Raw genomic sequence first — 19,338 nt, 5'->3', positions numbered from 1 at the left:
GTTTCAAGAAACGGCGGAAATCGCTGGAAGGACTGCGCGACTGATGGCAACGACGGATACGTCGGACGGCAAGGCTCCAGAGGTGACAGCACCCTTCGAAGCGATCGAGGTTCCCGAGCGGACGTCGACCAAGGCCGGTTCGGGCCGGCAGTGGATCGTGAGGGGCCTGGTTCTCGTGCTCGCGATCGCCGCCGGGACCTTCGCCGTGCTGTGGTGGCGGGCCGAGTCGGCGGACCGGTTGCGCACCGAGGCACTCGACAGTGCCCGCGAGTACGCGATCACGCTGGGCACCTACGACTTCCAGGGTTTCGACGCCTCGATCGCCGCGGTCACCGAGATCTCCACGGACGAGTTCGCGGCGAAGTACAACACGGTCGCCGGCGAGCTGCGGTCGCTGGTCGAGAACGGACAGGGCAGCTCGGTCGCGCGCGCCGATCACGCCGCCGTCGAAACCGTCGACGGCGACCGCGCGACGGTACTGGTGTTCCTCGACCAGGATGTGAAGAACGTGGCCGTGCCGGAGGGGCGCACCGACGCGACGCGGTTCCTGATCACGCTGGAGCGTGATGGCGACCGGTGGCTGCTGGACGGTGCCGACGCGAAGTGACAGCCCACGGCGAGAGCCGTGAGCGGGGGGAGGGGGAGCCGACGTGGTGGATCAGACCAGGCCGAACGATCCGAGCCGGCTGCGGCGTCTCACCGCCGCAGCACTGAACGCCGACGCGACGATCGCTCGGATCGACGACGTCTCCGGCGGGATCGCGGCATCGCTCGACGAGTTCAACCGGGTGCTCGCCTCCTTCGATTCGAGGCTCGGGGACTTCGAGACCGTCGTCGATCGGCTCGGTGGCTCGATCGACAGGGTCGACGCGACGCTGGTCGGCGTCGAGAAGATCGTCGGCACGGTCGAGTGGCTCTTCGCCCCGGTCACGGCCGTGCGCGAGCTGGTGCAACGACCGGAAGTGTCGGCGCTGGCCGATCAGGCGATCGCGGCCGGAAATGCACTTGCGCTCTCGATTGTGACGCGCGTAACATCGTTGGTGCGAATCGAGCAGACGTCCGAGGACGACAGAGGCTCGTGAAGCAGAGATCCGGCCCGGAGTTCGCGTAAAGCGAATATTCGGGCCGAACCCCTGTTCAGGGGCAGTTCGCGGTTCGGGGACAGATCGCAACGGGGGGCCGGGTGCCGGAGCGCATCGAATCGTTCAGCAGGGCGGGACTGACCTTCGACGTCCGCGACCACGGACCGCTCGACGGCGAACCGATAGTGCTCTTGCACGGATTCCCGCAGGACGCCCGCTCGTGGGACGGGGTGGCACCGTTGCTGCACGCCCGCGGGTACCGCACGATCGCACCGGACCAACGCGGCTACTCGCCCGGCGCGCGCCCGCGCCGGCGCCGTGACTACCGGCAGTCCGAACTCGTCGCCGACACGGCGGCCCTCATCGACCGGATCGGGCGGCCGCTCCACGTGGTCGGACACGACTGGGGCGCGGTCGTCGCGTGGGCGACCGCCGCCCGTCATCCGCACCTGGTGCGGTCGCTCACCGCCGTGTCGGTGCCGCATCCCGCCGCGTTCGTCCGGGCGCTGGGCACGAGCCTGCAGCTGTTCCGATCCTGGTACATGCTCTTCTTCCAGCTGCCCGGGCTGCCCGAGCGGTTGTTCGCCGACGAGAAGACGGCACGCCGGGTGCTGCGGCGCAGCGGTCAGCCGGCGAATGCCGCCGACCGCGACGCGGCGCGACTGGCGGATCGTGCCGCGGTGCGCGGAGGTCTGAACTGGTATCGGGCGTTGTCGGTGTGGTCGCCGCGCGAGGCCGTCGGCCGGGTGCCGGTGCCCACGCTGATGGTGTGGAGCGACGGCGACTTCGCGATCGGACGGTCCGGCCCCGCGGCGAGCGGTCGCTGGGTCACCGGCCCGTTCCGGTTCGAGACACTGCCCGGTGTGAGCCACTGGATCCCGGACGAGGTCCCCGAAGCGCTCGCCGAACTCGTCGTCGAGCACGTCGGCGGCCGGGGCTGAACCGGTCCGGTCAGTTCGTCCGCAGGCGCTCGCGGCGCAGCTGTTCGACCTCCGGGAGATCCAGCGGTGCCAGTGCGTCGACGCCGAGCGCGCGCGCCAGCAGCAGATCGGCCAACTCCGGGTTGCGGGCCAGCACCGGGCCGTGAAGGTACGTACCGAACACGGAGCCCTGCACAGCGCCTTCGAGGCCGTCGCCGACACCGTTGCCGACGCCGCGGGTCACTCGGCCCAGGCCCCGCGCCGACGACCCGAGAGTCGTTCCGCCACGGTGGTTCTCGAATCCGGTGAGCGGCTGTGTGAGGCCCTCGACGGCGGGGGAGATCACGATCTCGCCGATCGCGCGGGTCTTCTGCGGTGTGGTGGTCACGTCGAGCAGGCCGACACCATCGACGCGTTCGCCCGCCGACGTCTCGTACCAGTGGCCGAGCACCTGGATGGCCGCGCAGATCGCCAGCACCGGTGCGCCGCGCTCGGCGGCGCGCTGCAGGCCCGGGTAGCGCAGCAGGTGCCGGGTCGCGAGCCGCTGCGCCGAGTCCTCGGCGCCGCCGAGTGTGTACAGGTCCATCGAATCCGGCACCGGATCCTCCAGGCCGATGGGGACGATCTCGGCGTCGTATCCGCGCATCCGCAGACGTTGCCGCAGCACGAGGGCGTTGCCGCCGTCCCCGTAGGTGCCCATCACGTCGGGCAGGATCAGGCCGATGCGCACGGTCGACTCAGGCATGTGCAGATCCCTTCGCGAGCGCAGTGTTCAGATCCCGGAACGCGGTGTAGTTGGCGAGTACCTCCACCCGGCCGGGAGGGCAGGACGCGATGGCGCGCAACGGATCCGGCACCAGTGTGTGTTCGACGCCCGCGTAGGTGAGGCGGACCCCGAGATCGGTTCCGCGTTCACCGGACGCGACGACCTGCACACCGTCGAAGTGCTCGAACCGCACATCCCACAGCCACGACAGATCCTCGCCGTCCGGCACCTGACCGTTGACGGCGATGACGAGACCGTCGACGGTCGGGTCGATCATGGACAGCGCTTCCTGCCAGCCCGCGGGGTTCTTCGCCAGCAGCATGCGCACCGAATGCGGGCCCACCTGCACCGTCGAATACCGGCCGGCGACCTCTTCGACGATCGAGGCCGCGGCGACCGCCTCGGCCGGATCGGCGCCGAGCGCGACGGCGGCGGCGACCGCCTGCGCGGCATTGCCCCGATTGGCGCGACCGGGCAGGGTCAGCTTCATCGGCAGCACCAGCCCGTCCGGGCCGTACAGGTTCTCGTCGTCGACCCACCAATGAGGCTGGGGCCGAGCGAAATCGGAGCCACTGCTGTACCAGTGGTCGCCGTCGCGGACGATGGGCTCGCCGGAGCGGGGGCAGCTGACCGAGTCGTTGGCCCAGCCGGCACCCGCCGCCACCCACACGACGTTCGGGTTGTCGTAGGCCGCGGAGGTGACGAGGACGTCGTCGCAGTTCGCGACGATCACGGCATCGGGATGACGCTGCAGACCCGCGCGCAATTTGCGTTCGATCATGTTGATCTCGCCGACGCGGTCGAGCTGGTCGCGGCTGAGATTGAGCAGCACGATCGCCTGCGGATCGAGTGCGTCGGCGACGTGCGGTGTGTGCAGCTCGTCGACCTCGATCGCGGCGAGCGGCGCGGTGAGGTTCGAGGCGAGGGTGGAGACGATGCCGGCGTCCATGTTCGCCCCGTCCGGCTGCGTCGCGACGTCGTCGAGAGTTGCGAGCGCGGCCGCGGTCATGCGGGTCGTGGTGGACTTGCCGTTGGTGCCGGTGACGAGCACCGTTCTCCGGCCGTGACCGAGCTGCTTCATCAGCGTCGGATCGATCTTCAGGGCGATCAGCCCGCCGATCATCGAGCCCTTGCCGCGTCCGGCCTTCTGCGACGCCCACGCGGCTGCCTTCGCCGCGCGCAACGCCAACCGGCCGCGCGTGGTGATTCCAGTGCTAGTACCCACCCCGGCGAGTTTTCCACAGCTGCGTTCGGGCTGCGGAGCCGAGTGGTGTACGTGCGGTCACACCGCGACCGGACGGCCGGAATCGCTCACAGACCGGCCGTGGGCGGGTGCGAGCGTGTGCCGCGCGTGCTCCCTGGCACCGGACGCAGGGATCAAGGGGGCGACGGCCGGCGGAGGTGAGTTCCGTGCTCGAGAACGAGACGACCGGGATCGGGGCGAAGAGCTGCCGATTGCCTCGCCCGGGCGGTGCCGGCACGTGGAGCGGCGCTCCGCGCCGGTGTGCCTTTGTGGCGCCTCCGACCGCCACAAAGGCACACCGGCGCCGCAGGCGCCTTAGGAGAGAGCCTTCGCCTTCAGCGCCTGGAACTCCTCCTCGGTGATGGTCCCGGCGTCGAGGAGCGCCTTGGCGTCGGCGATGTGCTCGGCGGGGGACTTGCCCGCGACCTCGCGGATGTAGTTGTCCTGGGCGGTCTTGAACTCGGCGGCTTCCCGCGCGCTCCGCTTGGCCATGCCGTCGCCGTGGACGATCAGGTACACCAGCGCGGTGAGCAGCGGGAAGATGAACAGGAAGATGATCCAGATCGCCTTCACCCAACCGGACTGCTCACGATTGCGGAACAGGTCGCCGATGATCATCCACAGCATGATCAGGTAGGCGACGAACGCGAAGCTGACGATGATGAACCAGATGATGTCCCAGAAATCCATGGAGCTTCCCTCTCGTCCCGTGTGAACCTCGAGTCCCGATCCGGAGGGGAGCCGTCACGCCGGGAGAAACAGCAAACGCGGCGGCACCCCCGGGAGACTTCCCGAAGAGTACCGCCGCGTTTGTCCGAATGCAGGCCGAACGGCGAGCGGAATCAGTGCGCCCGGTTGACCGCCGAGACGACCGCGCGCAGCGATGCGGTGGTGATCGACGGAGCGATGCCCACGCCCCAGACCAGCTTGGTGGTTCCGTCCGGACGGGTCACGTCCGCCTCGACGTAGGCGGCGGCGTTCGCGTCGTCACCGGCCGACATCGCGTGCTCGGCGTACCCGCGCACGGCGACCCGGTAACCGATCGTCTCCAGCGCGTCGACGAACGCGGCCAGCGGGCCGTTGCCCTCGCCCTCGATCTCCTTCTCGACGCCGTCGACCTTGACGGTCGCGACGATGCGGTCGGTGCCGTCGTCGGTTTCCGAGGCGGTGACCTTCTGACGCATCCGCTCCAGCGGCGTGATCGGGGCCAGGTACTCCTCGTGGAAGATGTCCCACATCTCCTTGGGGCTGACCTCGCCGCCCTCGCCGTCGGTGACCTTCTGCACCGCGCTGGAGAACTCGATCTGCAGACGCCGCGGCAGGTTCAGGCCGTGGTCGTGCTTCATGATGTACGCGACGCCACCCTTGCCGGACTGGCTGTTGACACGGATCACGGCCTCGTAGCTGCGGCCGACGTCCTTCGGGTCGATCGGCAGGTAGGGAACCGCCCAGACGATGTCGTCGACGTCCTGATCGGCGTCGTCGGCGTCGACCTTCATCTGGTCCATGCCCTTGTTGATGGCGTCCTGGTGGCTTCCGGAGAAGGCCGTGTAGACCAGGTCGCCGCCGTACGGGTGCCGCTCGTGAACCGGCAGCTGGTTGCAGTACTCGACCGTGCGCCGGATCTCGTCGATGTTCGAGAAGTCGATCTGGGGGTCGACGCCGCGGCTGAACAGGTTGAGGCCCAGGGTCACCAGGCAGACGTTGCCGGTGCGCTCACCGTTGCCGAACAGGCAGCCTTCGATGCGGTCGGCGCCGGCCATGTAACCCAGCTCTGCCGCGGCGACACCTTCACCGCGGTCGTTGTGCGGGTGCAGCGACAGGATGATGCTGTCGCGCTTGGCCAGGTTGCGGTGCATCCACTCGATCGAGTCGGCGTACACGTTCGGCGACGCCATCTCGACCGTGGCGGGCAGGTTGATGATGACCGGGTTCTCGGGGGTCGCGCCCAGCACGTCGACGACCGCGTCGCAGACCTCCTTGGCGTACGACAGCTCGGTGCCGGTGTACGACTCGGGCGAGTACTCCCAGCGCCAGTTCGTGTCGGGGTGGTTCTTCGCCTCTTCCAGCACCAGTGCGGCGGCATCCGTCGCGATCTTCTTGATCGCTTCCTTGTCGGCGCGGAACACGACACGGCGCTGCAGGATCGACGTCGAGTTGTAGAAGTGGACGATCACGTTCTGCGCGCCGGCGCAGGCCTCGAAGGTCCGCTTGATCAGTTCCGGCCGCGACTGCGTCAGCACCTGGATCGTCACGTCGTCCGGGATCGCGCCGTCCTCGATGATCTCGCGGACGAAGTCGAAGTCGGTCTGGCTCGCCGAGGGGAAGCCGACCTCGATCTCCTTGTAGCCCATCCGGACCAGCAGGTCGAACATGCGGCGCTTGCGGGCGGGGCTCATCGGGTCGATCAGCGCCTGGTTGCCGTCTCGCAGGTCGACGGCGCACCACGCGGGCGCACGGTCGATGACCTTGTCGGGCCAGGTGCGGTCGGGCAGCGAGATCGGCTCGACCTCCTCCGCGAACGGCAGGTACCGGTACACCGGCATCGAGGAGTTCTTCTGCTTGTTCCAGGACGGCTGGTCGGCCGGAGCCGGCTTGCTCGGCGGCGTGATGGTGCGCGAACCGGAAGTGAATGCGTCGGCGGGTGACATGACGTGCTCCAAAGAAAATGTGGACCTGTGGGTCCGAATCAGAATATCGACCGGCGCGTCGAAACCCCGCGACGGGAAGCCGGTCTGGTCAGATCCCGCCGCGGCGGCCGAGGAGAAGGGCGCGCTGCATGCCTGGCAGTGTACTCGTCCCGGCCCAGTCGGGCCCAGAGGGGGGCGATCCATCTCACACAATGGACGCGGCCGAAACCGGTGATCCGGACATGAAGGACAACCCTGCAGGGTGCTGGACGTGCCCCGCACCTGCGCGGACGACGAGGCGGTGGGGCTCCTCGGTTCGGGCGAGCTGCTCGGCCCGAACCGGCCGTTTCCGGGGGACGGCGAAGGGCAACGCGATGATCGTCGAGAACCCGACCGAGGAGTCCGGTTGCCGACTTGTGGCGAACACCGGTGGCGGTGTGTGGCTCGCGTGCGTCTTCCCGTACGTGCGCCCGGCGATCGTGTTCCGGGCCCGACCGCGTCGGTCTCCGCGGGCCGGACCTGGAAGGTCGGTCGGTGCCTATTGTCATGTGGCCGAGGGTATTTCGCCGGTACCGACTCGTCGTGGCTCCACCGCGTCGATCGGATGCGCGCTCGGTGCTTCGAACGCGGCAATCTCCTGTGGCGGCAGGTTCGGATTCTCTGGGCCTCGTCCGGAGCGGTCACGGCATCTCGCTCGACCGAAGGCCTGGAATTACTCGATCGGTGGGATCGACGAGATCTGACCGATCGCATGCCGCTACGCGCGCCCACTCGGTGATCATTTTCGGAACCCGGCCGTGTCACTCGGGGAAGATTCCTCGCGGTATTTTTCGGGGCTCGATTCGTTGATCAACGCATGCCGAATCCATTTCGGCTCACGTGAGGGCGTCGCGGTCGGAATCGGCAGCAGCCAACACTTCTGAGTAGCGCTCCGATGATTTCGGACAATTCATACCGTCGGTATGTACACTGCTTTTGGACTCGTTCGAATACCGGAAATGGAGGTTTCCTGTGGCGAAAAGAACCGTTGTCGAGATATTCGACGACATCGACGGAACCCCTTTGGAAGAGGACGGAGAGACGATAAGTTTTGCACTCGACGGGGTCGAATACACCATCGATCTGAACAAGAAGAACGCTCGGGACTTCCGCAAGAAGATCGAGCCCTACGTGGCGAATGCCACCCGTGTCGGAGGACGCAAGCGGCGAGGAAGCCCGCCCGGCGTCTCGGGTTCGCCGACTTCCAAGGAGATCCGGGAATGGGCCATCTCGGCCGGTTACGAGGTCCCTGCCCGCGGACGCATGCCGCAGTCGCTCGTCGACGAGTACACGGCGGCGCACTGACCTCCGTTCCGTGTCGGTCCGTAGACGGCAAGCACAGTCACGCAGCGCCACAGGCGATCACGCTGTTCCGCAGCCGGTGTTCGAGAGCGCGACCTACCGTGGTGACACGGGGTCTGCGACCGTCGTGGACATCGCAGTGGAGGTGTCATGTCTGCCAGGTTCGAGCTCTTCAAGGACACCGGCGGAGATTTCCGGTTCCGGCTGAAAGCAGCCAACGGCGAGATCATCGCGGCCAGCCAGGGTTACACCTCGAAGGCAGCGGCTCAGAACGGTATTGCGTCGGTCAAGGCCAATGCCGCCTCGGCTCCCGTGGAGGACTTGACCTCGAAAAAGTCGTGAATCGGGGTCTGTCGACGATATCGACGACCGGGTCGCGCCCGACCGACCTGTGGTCCTGCGACCGGTGTGCAGGACCACAGGTCGGGCGCGATTACAAGCGGCGGTTTGGGTCGGTGCCGTAGACGGTGCCGTCTGCAACGGGTGTCGCCGGCGCGTTGCGCCGCTTGAGTCCGGCCAAGCCGACCAGCCCGGCAAGGCCGAGCAGGCCCCACAGGCCGGTGTTGTCACCGTCGTCGGGATCGTTTTCGGCTTGAGCGACAACAGCCGCGGTGGCCGGGGCGGAGGTGTCGGCATGGGCAAGGCCGGCACCGGTGAAGGCGACCGTGGTCGCGGCGAGGACAGCAATGATTGTCTTGCGCATGGGGATTCTCCCTGATCTGTAAGGGTGGCACGGAAATTCGGTCCCTGCTGAACCGTGGAGTCCGCGTCGAACAAGAAGTCCTGTTCCCATCCGGCGGCATTGCGAAACAACCCTCGGCGGAACGGAATCGTCGCCGTGGCCGGCACCGGGTGTTCTTCCGGCCGGGGCCGACGGCACTTTTCGCCGGGCCGGCATGAATTCACCCGGCCGTGGGAATCCGGACTCATGGCCCAGCGAACCGAGCACGCGGTCGCGGCATCGAGTCGGTGGATCGACAGCGACGGGATCCGGTACCCGTGCGGTGACACGCACGCATGGACGCCCGGCACGAATCAAACCTTGTGCGGAGTTCCGCTCTCTCGTGCCCGTCTGGATCGCTTCGCGCACGTGCCGTGGAGCGAGGCGCTGTACCTGGCGGAGATCGGGGAGCACGGCGTCGTCTTGTGTCGTCGCTGCACCGGGGCCACGCAGAGCGACCGGCGCCGGTGGGTCCGCACCAACCCGCGGCCGTGATCACCGGGTGAGCCGACGTCGAGGACCCGGCGACCGTCGTGGCTCAGGCCGACCACGAGCGCCAGCGCAGCCGGTCGATCGTGATCACCGGGCCGGGTGGCCGTTGTTCTCGGTACTGCGGGTACTTGCGGGCCAGCGCGTCGAGTCCGGTGGCGCCCGCCTCGGTGTCCGCGTCGTGGACCGTGGCGATGCCGTCGATGCGGATCCACCACAGCTGCGACCAGTCGTCGCTGTAGTGGTCGACGAGCACGCTCACCCGCGGATTCTCGGCGATGTCGGTCAGGCGCCGCAGCCGCCGGGTGGTCTTCGGCTTGTCGTCGACGCAGGTGTGGATCGCGTCGCCGTCCAGGGCGAACACGATCGGGACCACGTGCGGCGTGCCGGACCCGTCCGCCGTGGCGAGTCGGGCCACCCGGGCGGCAGCGACGCGGCGGCGGGCGTCCATGCACCTCACGCTAGCCCTCCGGGCGCTCCGCGCCGGTGTGCACAAGTGGCGCCCGGAACCGCCACAAAGGCACACGGGCGCCGGAGGCGCAGGACGGCCCGAGCGGGGTCGTCCGGGGCCTCATCGGTAGACTCGCTTCCTGGTACTTGCACCCAATACCCGGAGGTTCGCCAGCGTGGCACTCGTCGTCCAGAAGTACGGAGGATCCTCGGTCGCGACGGCCGAGCGGATCCGGCGCGTCGCTGAACGGATCGTCGAGACCAAGAAGGCGGGCAATGACGTCGTCGTGGTCGTCTCCGCCATGGGCGACACCACCGACGAGTTGCTGGACCTCGCTCAGCAGGTGTGCCCGGTGCCGCCGGCCCGCGAGATGGACATGCTCCTCACCTCCGGTGAGCGCATCTCCAATGCTCTGGTCGCGATGGCCATCCACTCGCTCGGTGCCGAGGCCCGTTCGTTCACCGGCTCGCAGGCCGGTGTGATCACCACCGGCAGCCACGGCAACGCCAAGATCATCGACGTCACGCCGGGTCGTGTCCGGGCCGCGCTCGACGAGGGCAGCATCGTCCTGGTCGCGGGCTTCCAGGGCGTCAGCCAGGACAGCAAGGACATCACCACGCTCGGTCGCGGCGGATCGGACACCACCGCCGTCGCGCTGGCGGCGGCCCTGAACGCCGACGTCTGCGAGATCTACACCGACGTCGACGGTGTGTTCACCGCCGACCCGCGCATCGTCAAGGACGCGCAGCGACTCGACACGGTCTCCTTCGAGGAGATGCTCGAACTCGCCGCGTGCGGTGCGAAGGTGCTCATGCTGCGTTGCGTCGAGTACGCCCGCCGCTACAACGTGCCCGTGCACGTTCGTTCGTCGTACACCACCAAGCCCGGCACGATCGTGTCCGGATCGATGGAGGACATCCCCGTGGAAGAGGCCCTGATCACCGGCGTCGCGCACGACCGCGGCGAAGCCAAGGTCACCGTCGTCGGCCTGCCCGACACCCCCGGCTACGCGGCGAAGGTCTTCCGGGCCGTAGCCGACGCCGAGATCAACATCGACATGGTGTTGCAGAACATCTCGAAGGTCGAGACCGGCAAGACCGACATCACCTTCACCCTGCCGATGGCCGACGGCCCGCGTGCCGTCGAGCTGCTGACCAAGCAGCAGGACGAGATCGGCTTCACCCAGGTGCTGTTCGACGATCACATCGGCAAGGTGTCGCTCGTCGGGGCCGGGATGAAGAGCCACCCGGGCGTGACCGCGAAGTTCTGCGAGGCGCTCGCCGCGGCCGGCATCAACATCGATCTCATCTCCACGTCGGAGATCCGCATCTCGGTGCTGGTCGACGACACCGAACTCGACGACGCGGTCCGTGCCCTGCACGCCGCGTTCGACCTCGGCGGCGAGGAAGAAGCCGTCGTCCACGCCGGAACGGGACGGTAATCATGACCACCATTGCTGTTGTAGGTGCGACCGGCCAGGTCGGCATCGTCATGCGCACTCTCCTCGAGGAGCGCAACTTCCCCGCCGACAAGGTGCGGTTCTTCGCCTCGGCCCGCTCGGCGGGCAAGAAGCTGTCGTTCCGCGGTGAGGAGGTCGTCGTCGAGGACGCCGCGGCGACGTCCGACGAGGACCTGAAGGGCATCGACATCGCGCTGTTCTCCGCGGGCGCGACCCTCTCGCGTGAGCAGGCCCCGCGCTTCGCGGCGGCCGGTGCGATCGTCGTCGACAACTCGTCGGCGTGGCGCAAGGACCCCGAGGTCCCGCTCGTCGTCAGCGAGGTCAACCCCGAGCAGGCGAAGAACCCGCCGAAGGGCATCATCGCCAACCCGAACTGCACCACGATGGCCGCGATGCCGGTCCTGAAGGTCCTGCACGACGAGGCGGGCCTGCAGCGCCTGATCGTCTCGAGCTACCAGGCCGTGTCCGGCAGCGGCATCGCCGGCGTCGAGGAGCTCCTCGGCCAGGCGCGCGCGGTGATCGCCGACGCCGACAAGCTCGTCCACGACGGCAGCGCCGTCGACTTCCCGGCGCCGGAGAAGTACGTCGCGCCGATCGCGTTCAACGTGCTGCCGCTGGCCGGTTCGCTCGTCGACGACGGCTCGGGCGAGACCGACGAGGACCAGAAGCTGCGCAACGAGTCGCGCAAAATCCTGGGCCTGCCGGATCTGCTCGTGTCGGGCACGTGCGTGCGCGTCCCGGTCGTGACCGGCCACTCGCTGTCGATCAACGCCGAGTTCGAGCGGCCGCTGTCGGTCGAGCGCGCGAAGGAACTGCTGGCGAACGCTCCCGGTGTGTCGCTCGTCGACGTGCCGACGCCGCTGGCCGCCGCAGGCAACGACCCGTCGCTCGTGGGCCGCATCCGGCAGGATCCGGGCGTGCCGGACGGACGGGGTCTGGCGCTGTTCGTCTCGGGCGACAACCTGCGTAAGGGCGCTGCGCTCAACACGATCCAGATCGCAGAGCTGCTCGTCTGAGCGAGTAGCCTCCCACTGCACTCGAGCGAGTGGATCACCCTTCGGGGTGGTCCACTCGCTCTTTTCGTCGCGCCGGTCCGAAAATGTGCCAGTCTGACAGCGTGCTGTCCATCCGCTCCGCAACGCTCGACCGCATCGACCCGGCAACCCTCTATCGGATAGTTCGGTTACGCCTCGAGGTGTTCGTCTACGAGCAGGGGATCGTCTGCGAACCCGAGCTCGACGGTCTCGATCTCGAACCGACCACCACGCTGTACTGGACCGAGGTCGACGGCGACGTGGTGGCGACCCTGCGGGTCCTCGACGACGGGCCGGTGATCCACATCGGGCGGGTCGCCACCGCGAAGCATGCCCGCGGGCGTGGTCACGCAGCGCGGCTGATCGATGCCGTGATCGGCGACTTCCCCCGTCCGATCGAGATCTCGGCGCAGGCGTATCTGGAGAAGTGGTACGGCCGCTGGGGTTTCCGCCGGACCGGGCCGAACTATCTCGAGGCCGGGATCGACCATGTGCCGATGCGCCGGGAGGCCGGCTGACCGTCCTCGCAGCCCGGAAAAGAAAGTTACAAACAGTCTGGACTGTTTGTAGTTTTACCGTTACTCTCGGTTTCGTGACCGACACCACAGCCGGTGTGCCCCGCACGCAGGCCCAGCGAACCGCGGCGACGAGAGCCAAGTTGCTCGACGCCGCCGTCGACTCCCTCGTCGAACTGGGATACGCGGGCACCAGCACGCAGGGCATCGCCAAACGCGCCGGCGTGTCCCGCGGCGCCCAGTTGCACCACTTCCCGACCAAGGAGTCGCTCGTCGTCGCCGCCGTCGCGCACCTCGTCGACAAACGGCTCGCGGAGATCCTCGAGGCACGGCCCGAACCGGACCGCGCGCTCGAGACGCTGTTCGACGCGTTCGTCGGCCCGTTGTTCGACGCGGCACTCGAACTGTGGGTCGCCGCCCGCACCGATCCCGCTCTGCACGAGGCGATGATCCCCTTGGAGCGGAAGGTGTCCGACGCCCTGCACGTCGGCTGCCTCGAGATCATGGGCGACCGGATCAGTCCGGACGCCATCGACCTGAGTATCGAACTGGCCCGCGGCTTCGCGGTGTCCTCCCTGATGCGTACCCCCGAATCCGATCGTGAGTTCCGGGAGCGGCTGCTCCCCGTCTGGAAAGCGCTGGTGATGAAATGAGTTCGGCAACGCTCCCCACCCACGTGCACACCCTCGTCGTAGGCGCCGGGTTCGGCGGAATCGGCATGGCCGCAACGCTGTTGCGCGAGGATCCGAAGGCGGACGTCGTCGTGATCGAACGCGGGGACGACGTCGGCGGTACCTGGCGGGTGAACAACTACCCCGGGGCCGCATGCGACGTGCCCAGCGCGCTGTACTCGTTCTCCTTTGCGCCCGAGCCGGATTGGTCGAAGGCCCACGGCACCCAGGCCGAGATCTACGCCTACCTGCGCCGCGTCGCACGTGAGACCGGAGTGGCCGACCGGACCGTGTTCGACTGCGAACTGCGCGATGCGCAGTGGGACGACGCGCGGGGGAGCTGGCTCGTGTCGACCTCCAAGGGTGACTTGACCGCCGACGTCCTCGTCGCCGCCACCGGCGCCCTGTCCACTCCGACCCTGCCGAAGGTTCCGGGACTGGAACTGTTCGGCGGCACCATGTTCCACTCCGCCGAGTGGAACCACGACTACGACCTGACCGGCAAGCGGGTCGCCGTGATCGGTACCGGAGCATCGGCGATCCAGTTCGTTCCCGCCATCGTCGACAAGGTCGCGCACCTCACCCTCTTCCAGCGGACCGCCTCGTGGGTCATGCCCAAGCACGACCACACGATCGCGGCTCCGGTCAAAGCGCTCTATCGCCGGGTCCCGGCGGCGCAGAAGCTGGTCCGTGCGGCCGTCTACGGCCAGAAGGAAACCTACGTGGTCGGGATGACCAAGCCGTTCGCGCGCAAGTGGATCGTGCCGCTGTTCGAACGCCGGGCGCGGTCCATCCTCGCGAAGCAGGTCGCCGATCCCGAGCTGCGCGCGAAGCTCGAGCCGAACTTCCGGATCATGTGCAAGCGGATCCTGTTGTCCAACGACTGGTTCCCCGCGATCACCCGGCCCGATGTCACCGTGGTCGCCTCCGGTCTCACCGCGGTCACCGGGAACGCCGTCGTCGACGACAAGGGCAACGAGTACGAGGTCGACGCGATCATCTTCGGCACCGGCTTCACGCCGACCGAACCTCCTGTGGCCCAGCACATTCGGGGTACCAGTGGACGCACCCTCGCCGAGACGTGGAACGGCAGCCCGTCCGCGCACCTCGGCACGGCGGTGCACGGGTTCCCGAACCTGTTCCTCATGTACGGACCGAACACCAACCTCGGCCACAGCTCCATCGTGTACATGCTCGAATCGCAGGCCACCTACATCGCCGACGCGATCCGCACGATGCGCACCCGACGGCTGAGTTCCGTCGAGGTGACCGACGGCGCGCAGCGACGCTACAACTCCGGACTGGATCCGATGCTCGCCGATACGATCTGGAACGCGGGCGGATGCCAGAGCTGGTACCTGGACCGTAAGGGCCGCAACTCCGTGATGTGGCCGACCTTCACGTGGAAGTTCCGGCAGGCGACCCGGCGTTTCGACTCCGAGAACTACGTGGCGCGCCCCGCCGCCGAGCAGGTGAACGCATGACCCATTACGACGTGCTCGTGATCGGCTCGGGCTTCGGCGGCAGCGTCTCGGCACTGCGGCTGACCGAGAAGGGCTACCGCGTCGGTGTCCTCGAGGCCGGGCGGCGGTTCAGCGACGACGAGCTGCCGAAGACCAGCTGGCGGCTGCGCAAGTACCTGTGGGCACCGGCCCTCGGCTGCTACGGCATCCAGCGCATCCACCTGCTTCCCGACGTACTGGTGATGGCCGGCGCAGGGGTCGGCGGAGGATCGCTCAACTACGCCAACACGCTCTACCGGCCGCCGTCGGCGTTCTTCCAGGATCCCCAGTGGGGGCACATCACCGACTGGGAAGCCGAACTCGGGCCGTACTACGACCAGGCCGCGAAGATGCTCGGGGCCCGCCCCAATCCGTCGACCACTCCCGCCGACGAGGTGATGCGCTCGGTCGCCGAGGACATGGGTGTCGGTGAGACCTTCACGACCACGCCGGTCGGCGTGTTCTTCGGAACGCCCGGCGAGACCGTGCCGGATCCGTTCTTCGGCGGTGCCGGGCCCGAGCGCACCGGCTGCACCGAATGCGGTGGGTGCATGACCGGCTGCCGGGTCGGGGCCAAGAACACCCTCGTCAAGAACTACCTGTACCTCGCCGAGAAGGCCGGTGCGACCGTCCATCCGCTCACGACCGTCACCGAGGTACGTCCGCGGGAGGGTGGCGGCTACGAGATCCACACGAAGAGCACCAACCGGATCCGTAAGCGCCGCAAGGTCTTCTCCGCAGATCAGGTCGTCGTCGCGGCCGGCACGTACGGCACCGCGCGGTTGCTGCTCGCGATGCAGGAGACCGGTGCGCTGCCGAACCTGTCGCCCCGCCTCGGCACGGTCGTGCGCACCAACTCGGAGGCGGTGCTCGCCGCGTCCGCGCAGGACACCACGATCGACTACACCCGCGGCGTGGCGATCACGTCGTCGTTCCACCCGGACGACCACACGCACATCGAGCCCGTCCGATACGGCAAGGGCAGCAACGCCATCGGCCTGCTGCAGGCACTGCTCACCGACGGCGGCGGTCGCGCACCGCGCCTGGTGAAGTTCTTCGGTGTCGCCGCCCGCAACCCGGGCGCGTTCTTCCGCAGTCTGTCGGTGCGGCACTGGTCCGAACGCACCGTGATCGCGCTCGTCATGCAGACCGACGACAACTCGCTCGAATTACGCAGCCGCCGAAGCCCGTTCGGTCGCGGTGTGACGAGCAAGCCCGGACCGGGGGAACCGCCGCCGGAGTGGATCCCGGTGGGGCACGAGGCGATCCGGCGGGTCGCGGACAAGCTCGACGGTGATGCGGGAGGCTCGATCGCCGACCTGGTGAACATTCCGATGACCGCCCACTTCCTCGGTGGCTGCGTCATCGGCGACTCGCCGGACACCGGCGTCGTCGACCCGTACCTGCGCGCGTACGGCCATCCGGGGCTGCACGTCGTCGACGGCTCGGCGGTCAGCGCGAACCTGGGTGTGAACCCCTCGCTCACCATCACCGCGCAGGCCGAACGCGCGATGGCCCTGTGGCCCAACAAGGGTGAAGCCGACACCCGCCCCGCGCTCGGGGAGGGCTACGTCCCCGTGGCGCCGGTGGCGCCGGTCCGGCCGGCGGTGCCCGCCGACGCTCCGGCCGCGCTGCTGTTGCCCGTACCCACCGTCCGCCGAGAGGAACCTGCACATGCTGTGGAGCGTGCCTGAGAGCAGCACGGACCGGGAGGACTGGCCGGTCTCGCCCCCGCCGCCCTGGCCGGCGGCCGTGCGCGCGACCCTGTGGTGGCACCGCAGTACCCCCGACGCGGCGCAGTTCGGGCCGGGCGGGACGACGCTGCCGTTCACCCTCGCGATGATGGTGGACTACCTCGAGTCGCCGGTCGGGCCCTACCGGGAGATCCTGGCCAGCCCGGTGCTGCGACCGGGCGTGATTCCGTCGATGGCGGTGCCGTTCATCGCCGTCGACTCGGAGCCGTCGGTGCACGGCGGCCGGACCCACTGGCATCTGCCGAAGGTGCTTGCGGAGTTCGCCGGCGACGTCACCCGGACGTTCTCGGCGACGGGTGAGTCGTGGAAGGTGACGACCACGGCATCGCCCAGGGGTCCCGAGCTGCCCATCGCCGGGGGGCTGACGTTCGCGCAGCCCCTCGACGGCGGGGGACTGTTGCGGGCGACGGCCAAGCTGCGCGGCCGCTTCCGGTACGCCCGGGTGGAGGTGCAGGCCGGCGGTCCGACGCTCGACCGGTGGCTGCGGGCCGGAACCCATCACGGCATCGTCATCACACGGGGTCGGATGAGTACGGGGCCGGGTCGGTAGCGCGGATCGGCGGAGGCAGGAGGCAGCCGCGCGTGGGCGACCGCGCGCGGCTGTCTTCCCCGTCGGCTGACCCCTACGACGCCTCGCGCATTGTCAGTCCGCCGAGTTCGATCGTGTACGTCCGGGCCGCCTCGTCCCACCACACCGCGTACGTGGTGGGGTAGAGGCCGGTGCGCTGGTATGCCTCGGGTTGCGGCAGCTGCTCGTGCAACAGCGGCCGGGCCGCGAGCCAGTCGCGGCTCATCATCGGTTCGACGAACACCTGCCGTCCGTTCCACGTGCCGTACAACACCGTCTCGGTGAGGTGGTGTCCCGATTCGGCGGTGTCGACCCAGTGCAGTCCCATGCGCGGAACCGTCGACATCAGCGGATCCCCGCTCGGTGCGTAGCCCGCGGGCAGGTATCTCGGGTCCGGCAGGGTGGTGGCTGCCTGGACGTAGCCGGGGACGAACGGGTCGATCGTGGACACCGTGGCCCTGTCGAGCAGATAGAAATGCACGTCGAAGTGCGGCACGTCGAAACCGTGCTCGGGGTTGTGGCCGTGCGAATTCCAGTCGACGGTGACGTGGTCGAACGGCGTGGCCTTCGCCTGCTCGGGCAGCTCGAGCACGTACTCCTCGGTGGTCGGCAGCAGGCCGTCGGGCAGTTCGTCGAGCGTGGCCGCGTCGAGCCTGACCCCGATCGTGGCCGGCGTGCCGTCGTCGTCGAGGGTGACGTACGCGCGGGCGTTGCCCGCCCCGACGGGACGCGTGGGGCCCTCGACCAGGCCGGAAATGCCCCCACCGGCCGCGGTCGCGGGAGTCACGAACAATCCGAGGCACCCTGCGGCGGCGATCACGGCGAGCAGGCGCGCGCAGGGTCGAATCACCATGTACAGCCCTCGATTTCCGACGCGGGGGTATCCGTCGTTTCGGATACTAACTGCGCGTCGGGCGGGCGCGGGCGCGGTAGATCGATTCGTGATCGTCGGGTGTTCCGAGTGCGTCCGGGCCTCGGCATCCGAGTGTCGCGGCAACCCGATCCCGGCGACCGCGGCGAGGGGTGGCCGGTCGCATCAGTACATCGTTCCCATCGCGGTTCGTACCTCGGCGAGTGTCTGCTCGGCGATCTCGCAGGCGCGTCGGTTACCCTCCCGCAGGACTGCGTGGACGTGGTCCGGGTTCCCGGCGAGGTCGTCGCGCCGACGACGGTGTGCGGCAAGGAAGTCGTTGACGGCCTCCGTGGCGATCTTCTTCAGTGCTCCGGCCCCGGCGTCGCCGATCGTGTCGGCGATCTCGTGCTCGTCGCTGCCCGTGCACAGCGCCGTAGTGGTCAGCAGCGCCGAGACCCCGGGGCGGGCGACGGGGTCGAAGGTGATCCGCCGATCCGAATCGGTCGGGGCCTTGCGGATCACCGCGGCTGTCTCGTCGGCGGTCATCGACAACGTGATCGCGTTGCCGTACGACTTGGACATCTTCCGTCCGTCCAGGCCGGGTACTTCCGGGCTGGAGGTGAGCAGCGCCTGCGGCTCCGGAAACACCGCCCCGTAGCGGTCGTTGAACCGCCGGGCGATCACCCGGGTCAGTTCCACATGGGGCAGGTTGTCCTTTCCGACCGGGACCAGATTGCCCTTGCAGAACAGGATGTCGGCGGCCTGGTGCACCGGATACGTCAACAGCAGGCCGCTGAGCGCGCGGCCCGAGGCGGCATGCTCGGCCTTGACGGTCGGGTTGCGGTGCAGTTCGGCTTCGGTGACCAGGCTCAGGAACGGCAGCATCAGCTGGTTCAGTGCCGGCACCGCGGAGTGGGTGAAGATCGTGGCCCGATCGGGGTCGATCCCGGCGGCCAGATAGTCCAGGACTGCGCTGTAGACGTTGTCCCGGACCCGGCCGATGGCATCGCGGTCGGTGACGACCTGGTAGTCCGCGAGGACGACGAAGGTGTCCACGCCCGAGTCGTGCAGACGCACACGCTCGGCGACGGTGCCGAAGTAGTGTCCCAGATGCAATGGGCCCGTTGGTCTTTCACCGGTCAGAACCCGATATCGACCAGGGTTCGCGGCGACGTCGGTGCGAAGAGTCTCGCTGCGTTCGACGCTGGTGGCAAGGGAAGTCATGTACTGCTCCTGAAATGGTCAGGGGCTGCACGAACCTCGATCTGGTCGGACGACGATCGCGGGCTGCGTACAGCCCGCGGACATGGTCAATTGGGCTGCCGGCGCAGCCACCACC

General features: G+C 68.3%; 20 protein-coding genes. 12 read left to right on the top strand and 8 right to left on the bottom strand.

All coding sequences use genetic code 11. The features are described from left to right. Positions 1 to 43: 43 nt before the first annotated feature. The 3 genes from M1M07_RS11560 (at position 44) to M1M07_RS11550 (ending at position 2,023) form a co-directional block, all read left to right on the top strand. On the top strand, positions 44 to 607 hold the full coding sequence (locus M1M07_RS11560) for a hypothetical protein (protein ID WP_197256950.1): 564 nt from the start codon (positions 44 to 46) through the stop codon (positions 605 to 607). 46 nt (positions 608 to 653) lie between these two features. Further along, entirely contained in the window at positions 654 to 1,082 is a 429-nt protein-coding gene (locus tag M1M07_RS11555) for a hypothetical protein (protein ID WP_248674254.1), read from the top strand. A gap of 101 nt (positions 1,083 to 1,183) precedes the next feature. Further along, a complete protein-coding gene (locus tag M1M07_RS11550) occupies positions 1,184 to 2,023 on the top strand; it encodes an alpha/beta fold hydrolase (RefSeq protein WP_248674253.1) in 840 nt (279 codons plus the stop codon). A 10-nt stretch (positions 2,024 to 2,033) separates the two neighbouring features. Here the strand turns inward: M1M07_RS11550 and M1M07_RS11545 are convergent, their stop codons facing one another. The 4 genes from M1M07_RS11545 to leuA form a co-directional block, all read right to left on the bottom strand. Then, positions 2,034 to 2,747, bottom strand: a complete 714-nt coding sequence (locus tag M1M07_RS11545) for a type 1 glutamine amidotransferase (RefSeq protein ID WP_197256946.1) — start codon at positions 2,745 to 2,747, stop codon at positions 2,034 to 2,036. After that, positions 2,740 to 3,993 (bottom strand): Mur ligase family protein, encoded by a 1,254-nt coding sequence (locus M1M07_RS11540; RefSeq protein WP_197256944.1) that lies wholly within the window; start codon positions 3,991 to 3,993, stop codon positions 2,740 to 2,742. The genes M1M07_RS11545 and M1M07_RS11540 overlap by 8 nt, the downstream gene beginning before the upstream one ends. A 333-nt stretch (positions 3,994 to 4,326) precedes the next feature. Further along, a complete protein-coding gene (locus tag M1M07_RS11535; protein ID WP_197256942.1) occupies positions 4,327 to 4,701 on the bottom strand; it encodes an SHOCT domain-containing protein in 375 nt (124 codons plus the stop codon). A 152-nt stretch (positions 4,702 to 4,853) separates the two neighbouring features. Further along, positions 4,854 to 6,662, bottom strand: a complete 1,809-nt coding sequence (leuA, locus tag M1M07_RS11530; protein WP_197256940.1) for a 2-isopropylmalate synthase — start codon at positions 6,660 to 6,662, stop codon at positions 4,854 to 4,856. A 990-nt stretch (positions 6,663 to 7,652) separates the two neighbouring features. On the opposite strand from leuA, the gene M1M07_RS11525 reads away from it, so the two are divergent. Next, complete coding sequence (locus M1M07_RS11525) at positions 7,653 to 7,985, top strand: Lsr2 family protein (protein WP_197256938.1); 333 nt, start codon at positions 7,653 to 7,655, stop codon at positions 7,983 to 7,985. Between the two features lie 147 nt (positions 7,986 to 8,132). Beyond that, positions 8,133 to 8,324 (top strand): YegP family protein, encoded by a 192-nt coding sequence (locus M1M07_RS11520; protein WP_197256936.1) that lies wholly within the window; start codon positions 8,133 to 8,135, stop codon positions 8,322 to 8,324. 91 nt (positions 8,325 to 8,415) lie between these two features. Here the strand turns inward: M1M07_RS11520 and M1M07_RS11515 are convergent, their stop codons facing one another. Together M1M07_RS11515 and M1M07_RS11510 are read right to left on the bottom strand one after the other, a co-directional pair. After that, positions 8,416 to 8,685, bottom strand: coding sequence for a WGxxGxxG family protein (locus tag M1M07_RS11515; RefSeq protein ID WP_197256934.1), 270 nt, complete (start codon positions 8,683 to 8,685; stop codon positions 8,416 to 8,418). Between the two features lie 556 nt (positions 8,686 to 9,241). Further along, on the bottom strand, positions 9,242 to 9,643 hold the full coding sequence (locus M1M07_RS11510) for a TIGR03668 family PPOX class F420-dependent oxidoreductase (protein WP_197256932.1): 402 nt from the start codon (positions 9,641 to 9,643) through the stop codon (positions 9,242 to 9,244). 175 nt (positions 9,644 to 9,818) lie between these two features. On the opposite strand from M1M07_RS11510, the gene M1M07_RS11505 reads away from it, so the two are divergent. From M1M07_RS11505 to M1M07_RS11475, 7 genes are all read left to right on the top strand, one after another. Continuing rightward, on the top strand, positions 9,819 to 11,084 hold the full coding sequence (locus M1M07_RS11505; RefSeq protein ID WP_197256930.1) for an aspartate kinase: 1,266 nt from the start codon (positions 9,819 to 9,821) through the stop codon (positions 11,082 to 11,084). Between the two features lie 2 nt (positions 11,085 to 11,086). Further along, positions 11,087 to 12,118, top strand: coding sequence for an aspartate-semialdehyde dehydrogenase (locus tag M1M07_RS11500; protein WP_248674252.1), 1,032 nt, complete (start codon positions 11,087 to 11,089; stop codon positions 12,116 to 12,118). A 101-nt stretch (positions 12,119 to 12,219) separates the two neighbouring features. Continuing rightward, on the top strand, positions 12,220 to 12,654 hold the full coding sequence (locus M1M07_RS11495; RefSeq protein ID WP_248674251.1) for a GNAT family N-acetyltransferase: 435 nt from the start codon (positions 12,220 to 12,222) through the stop codon (positions 12,652 to 12,654). A gap of 74 nt (positions 12,655 to 12,728) precedes the next feature. Then, positions 12,729 to 13,304, top strand: a complete 576-nt coding sequence (locus M1M07_RS11490) for a TetR/AcrR family transcriptional regulator (RefSeq protein WP_197256917.1) — start codon at positions 12,729 to 12,731, stop codon at positions 13,302 to 13,304. Then, positions 13,301 to 14,806: an NAD(P)/FAD-dependent oxidoreductase gene (locus tag M1M07_RS11485; RefSeq protein WP_248674250.1), complete on the top strand. Its 1,506-nt coding sequence runs from the start codon at positions 13,301 to 13,303 to the stop codon at positions 14,804 to 14,806. The genes M1M07_RS11490 and M1M07_RS11485 overlap by 4 nt, the downstream gene beginning before the upstream one ends. After that, a complete protein-coding gene (locus tag M1M07_RS11480) occupies positions 14,803 to 16,518 on the top strand; it encodes an FAD-dependent oxidoreductase (RefSeq protein ID WP_248674249.1) in 1,716 nt (571 codons plus the stop codon). The genes M1M07_RS11485 and M1M07_RS11480 overlap by 4 nt, the downstream gene beginning before the upstream one ends. Beyond that, a complete protein-coding gene (locus tag M1M07_RS11475) occupies positions 16,502 to 17,128 on the top strand; it encodes an acetoacetate decarboxylase family protein (RefSeq protein WP_248674281.1) in 627 nt (208 codons plus the stop codon). Before M1M07_RS11480 ends, M1M07_RS11475 begins: the two co-directional genes overlap by 17 nt. A gap of 73 nt (positions 17,129 to 17,201) precedes the next feature. On the opposite strand, the gene M1M07_RS11470 is transcribed toward M1M07_RS11475, so the two are convergent. After that, positions 17,202 to 17,999, bottom strand: a complete 798-nt coding sequence (locus M1M07_RS11470; protein WP_248674248.1) for a DUF5602 domain-containing protein — start codon at positions 17,997 to 17,999, stop codon at positions 17,202 to 17,204. 183 nt (positions 18,000 to 18,182) lie between these two features. Then, positions 18,183 to 19,223 carry a tryptophan--tRNA ligase gene (gene trpS, locus M1M07_RS11465; protein ID WP_248674247.1) on the bottom strand — a complete coding sequence of 347 codons (1,041 nt, stop codon included), beginning with the start codon at positions 19,221 to 19,223 and terminating at the stop codon, positions 18,183 to 18,185. Positions 19,224 to 19,338 lie beyond the last annotated feature (115 nt).

The sequence above is a fragment of the Rhodococcus sp. HM1 genome (genome assembly GCF_023218075.1).
GTDB lineage: Bacteria > Actinomycetota > Actinomycetes > Mycobacteriales > Mycobacteriaceae > Rhodococcus.
This window is presented reverse-complemented; position numbering and strand designations above follow the sequence as displayed.

What these genes read in the sequence shown, in the direction of transcription:
- trpS (WP_248674247.1), bottom strand. Translation starts at nt 19,223, where the DNA reads ATGACTTCCCTTGCCACCAGCGTCGAACGCAGCGAGACTCTTCGCACC.
- M1M07_RS11470 (WP_248674248.1), bottom strand. Translation starts at nt 17,999, where the DNA reads ATGGTGATTCGACCCTGCGCGCGCCTGCTCGCCGTGATCGCCGCCGCA.
- M1M07_RS11515 (WP_197256934.1), bottom strand. Translation starts at nt 8,685, where the DNA reads ATGCGCAAGACAATCATTGCTGTCCTCGCCGCGACCACGGTCGCCTTC.
- M1M07_RS11480 (WP_248674249.1), top strand. Translation starts at nt 14,803, where the DNA reads ATGACCCATTACGACGTGCTCGTGATCGGCTCGGGCTTCGGCGGCAGC.
- M1M07_RS11500 (WP_248674252.1), top strand. Translation starts at nt 11,087, where the DNA reads ATGACCACCATTGCTGTTGTAGGTGCGACCGGCCAGGTCGGCATCGTC.
- M1M07_RS11535 (WP_197256942.1), bottom strand. Translation starts at nt 4,701, where the DNA reads ATGGATTTCTGGGACATCATCTGGTTCATCATCGTCAGCTTCGCGTTC.
- M1M07_RS11560 (WP_197256950.1), top strand. Translation starts at nt 44, where the DNA reads ATGGCAACGACGGATACGTCGGACGGCAAGGCTCCAGAGGTGACAGCA.
- leuA (WP_197256940.1), bottom strand. Translation starts at nt 6,662, where the DNA reads ATGTCACCCGCCGACGCATTCACTTCCGGTTCGCGCACCATCACGCCG.
- M1M07_RS11545 (WP_197256946.1), bottom strand. Translation starts at nt 2,747, where the DNA reads ATGCCTGAGTCGACCGTGCGCATCGGCCTGATCCTGCCCGACGTGATG.
- M1M07_RS11520 (WP_197256936.1), top strand. Translation starts at nt 8,133, where the DNA reads ATGTCTGCCAGGTTCGAGCTCTTCAAGGACACCGGCGGAGATTTCCGG.
- M1M07_RS11485 (WP_248674250.1), top strand. Translation starts at nt 13,301, where the DNA reads ATGAGTTCGGCAACGCTCCCCACCCACGTGCACACCCTCGTCGTAGGC.
- M1M07_RS11510 (WP_197256932.1), bottom strand. Translation starts at nt 9,643, where the DNA reads ATGGACGCCCGCCGCCGCGTCGCTGCCGCCCGGGTGGCCCGACTCGCC.